This window comes from Limnofasciculus baicalensis BBK-W-15 (genome assembly GCF_024178385.1).
In the GTDB taxonomy this organism is placed as follows: domain Bacteria; phylum Cyanobacteriota; class Cyanobacteriia; order Cyanobacteriales; family Coleofasciculaceae; genus Limnofasciculus; species Limnofasciculus baicalensis.
On the sequence record NZ_JAMZMM010000509.1, the window covers coordinates 1 to 3,439 of the forward strand.

The 3,439-nt window shown below is 41.7% G+C and carries 3 protein-coding genes; 1 reads left to right on the plus strand and 2 read right to left on the minus strand.

The window, feature by feature from the left end; translation table 11 throughout:
* The first annotated feature begins 380 nt into the window (after nucleotides 1-380).
* The gene (locus NJ959_RS27415; RefSeq protein WP_254014931.1) at nucleotides 381-734 is read left to right on the plus strand and encodes a Mo-dependent nitrogenase C-terminal domain-containing protein; all 354 of its coding nucleotides are present in this window, start codon (nucleotides 381-383) and stop codon (nucleotides 732-734) included.
* Nucleotides 735-1,021: 287 nt separating this feature from the next.
* On the opposite strand, the gene NJ959_RS27420 is transcribed toward NJ959_RS27415, so the two are convergent.
* The gene (locus NJ959_RS27420) at nucleotides 1,022-1,549 is read right to left on the minus strand and encodes a proprotein convertase P-domain-containing protein (RefSeq protein WP_254014932.1); all 528 of its coding nucleotides are present in this window, start codon (nucleotides 1,547-1,549) and stop codon (nucleotides 1,022-1,024) included.
* Between the two features lie 1,012 nt (nucleotides 1,550-2,561).
* Nucleotides 2,562-3,278, minus strand: a complete 717-nt coding sequence (locus NJ959_RS27425; protein ID WP_254014933.1) for a biliverdin-producing heme oxygenase — start codon at nucleotides 3,276-3,278, stop codon at nucleotides 2,562-2,564.
* Nucleotides 3,279-3,439 lie beyond the last annotated feature (161 nt).

The following is a 3,439-nucleotide window of genomic DNA, read 5'->3' on the forward strand; positions in this document are numbered from 1 at the left end:
AAGAAAATTATGCAATTAATAGATGTTATGAATTATGTAACTCAGGTGAAAATCCCAAATTTTAGGCAAAAGCCGCAAAAATTAATCGCTCATCCTGGCGACTCGTGCCCACTTGCCCATCTTGAGGGCGAGTCGATGGGAGTTATCGGTGAGTAATAGAGACACTTTTAGCGACTCGCCCCTACACGACTCTCCCTTGCACCCCATAAGGCATCTGCTACCCCATTCCCCTGGAAATATCTTCATCAAAACTTCACAGATTTAGGGCAATTTCTTATTGATAACTTTACCAAACTTATGATTTCAGCCCTTATCGTGGTAAATGGCAATCAAACAACTACAGTTGAGCCGCAACGATACCCTGAGCTTAATTTAGACTTATGAGCAATACTAATTCTTACAACAGTACAATCGGCACTTCAGCTCATCAGACTCTCAACTCAGCTAAAAATAATCCACTCCACAATAACCGCTTCGATTTTCTGCAACCTGTGCGACAGTGGCTCGATACGATGGAAATTGACAATCCCAAGCTAGCTCGATTTCTCTCCAAAGCCATCCCCTCCCAATGTCCATTTGAGCGTGACATTAAACTATTCGGGCATCTAATCGCCCACATTCCTCCCCTCTGTAAGCTCAATCCCCTCTACGATCAATTAGTTGGACTACGTTTCCGCGCTCTTTGTTATCTTGTGGATTCCTGTGGTGAAGATATTCAGCAATATTACGCTTAAACGGAAGCACCCCCAAAGGGGGTAACTTCCGCTTAAGGTTTCTCAAATAGGACTTACGCAGTTAGGCTATCAGTAGGGTGCGTTATGTAACGCACTCTACTATATATGGAGTTTAGTGACAGATTTTGCGTAAGTCCTGTCAAAGTTAGAATTTGAAACAAGTTAAGGATTTATGCCAAATAGGCGAGAAAAAGACTTTTATTTTTGCCCCCGCTATCTTTGTGAGAATTAGCGGGGGTTGTTTTGTTTTCCAAAAAAGGGAGTCACCGAAACAAGTTCCCCTATATTTACGCAAGCTCAAGGCTCCAAGAGCCTAGACAACCAGAATCACCAGCCGAGCAATCATTGATTAGAAGTTCCCACGTACCTGATGATGACATCCCCTTAAATACTAATAAAGCTTGAAGTGCGGCATATTCACCGCTGGGAATCACATCATTTGCGGCTGCGGCATCATTAAAATTGCCAGCGAAGTCATCATTAAAGCTATAATTGCCGTTTAGATCGCTGCTATAGCCACTAGACGAGAATTGGGGTTGCCCAGGGCGGCGGAACAAATCCACCACAGTACCAGTTTCAACATGGGATAAACGTGCGACTACATCGCCAACCCAGGTATGTTCCAAATCCGTTAGGGTGACGGTAATATTGCTGAGTTTGAAATTATCTTTAACAACAATACCATCCTGAAAACTGCCACTCCCATCCGGGATTTTCCCGCCATTACCTATCAATGTTAACCCGCGAACAGACGAACTTGTGGAAATCTCTGTATCTACGGTAGCGGTTGATGTAGCGTTCATCACTTTAGACATAAATTGGCTCCAAAAAATTAAAGGTGGACAAAGTTAAAGCACAGAGTTAATGGTCAGAGAGCGATAGCGAATTTATTGCTTTAAGAAACTTTACAATTTCTCTTTTTTGTGTTCATAGACGCGACCCTGAATTTATTTGATTTCGCGATCGTACAACAGTCTCCACTGGATTAATAATGACATTTACTTGGGTTATCTATCTAGTCCCCTAGGACAATCTTCATCAAAACAACATATTTAAACAAGTCTCAGACTGAGAGGAAAATCAGCCAGAATCCTTATTGAACAAGCAGTTCACTTATAGTCTAGGCTTCTGAGAAGCTAACCCAAAGACGAATGTCGAGGTTTTGTTACATTCATCCATCTGAGTTAATTCCTGAAAAATGAAAGCTATTTCTCAGCAATATTTGTTACGATCTCTTGACAACTTCACCATTTAACTACAAAATTTCAATTTGTAAATTTTTTATCGATCCTGTTAATTTTAAACGGTTATTTTGTAATTTTCTTCAATGTTTTGTAAATATTTGTTACATTGAAGTTCTCAAACAGGAACTTAAGCTGGTCAAGAGGGGGTGTACTCAAGAGAAATTGTCTGATGGATGTCCAGCCCAGGTTTAATTCTGTCCTGGTAAACAGGGATTACAGCTTTCCCCAAGTCCAGACTATACCCGCAGGATTAGTTTGGGCACTTTACAGTTCTGTAAAACCTGAATTCGTTATACAATCGTATGACAAGTATTACGTCCTTTGAGAATAGTATTTCACTTAGCGCAGATAATCAAGTGTTTATGTTAATGAATTTGGGCATTTTTCTGTAAAGATTTATTACAAATGCACAGCATACAGCGGCTTACAGTAGGATGAAGTACACAATAGAAATTGCTATACTATACCTCACTCACCTGCAAAGCGCTGTAACACAGTTTGCGGCGCTGCCTACTCTATCTCCGTAATCGGGACAAAGCAGACAGCGCCGCTAGGACTAAGGATTAGTTGTTCGAGATTGCTTCTACTCAGCAGTTGCCAATTCGGTATTACCAGAAGATCGACGTTGTGTCAAGCTATTAAATAGCATCTGCCCAATCGCTTTGATCAGATTGCCTTCTAATTCCATGAACATCTTCATGTTCATGCCAAAGGCGGCATTAGCTTCATCCACAATTCGATCCGCTGTTGCTTCATCAACGGGTAACTCATCGAGGGCACTCCGGTAATTAGCTTTGAAAGCCTTCTCATCGGTAATATCTTTGAATTCATAAAAAGCTAAACCCCCAGCTTCAGACAAATTCATCGCAGTCTGGGCAATCTTCTTGAGAATCTGCCCTCCCGATAAGTCTCCTAGGTAGCGGGTGTAGGATTGAGCAATCAATAGTTCCGGTTGAGTGGCAGAAACTTCCTTGATCCGTTCCACGTAGGCAGTAGCTGCGGCTGAAGGAGCCACTTCTTCCCGCCAATTGGCACCGTAGTAGTAGAACAAATCTTGCTCTAAGCTCTTTTTCCGGGTTAACTCTGGAAAATAAATTTTCGAGAGGATTGGGTGCTGACGGTGGTTTTCCATCTCTTCCTCAATCGCACAGTACACGAAGTAGAGGTTGGATACTAGCTTTCGGTAAGAGTTTTTCTCAACGGTTCCTTTCAAAAAGCATTTGACAAATCCGACATTTTCGGCCATTGTGTGGGCTTTTTTCGTGCCTTCACGTAATTTGGTGGCTAAATTGCTACTCATCTATAATTTCCCTTACTTACGTTTCAAAAGATCTAAAAACGTCCCAAATGTCCAGAGTAAACTAATTTACTGATAAATTTTGTTAAAATTTGTGAACTTAATGGGCAGGGGAGTAGGGAGTAGGGAGTAGGGAGTAGGGAGTAGGGAGTAGGGAGTAGGGA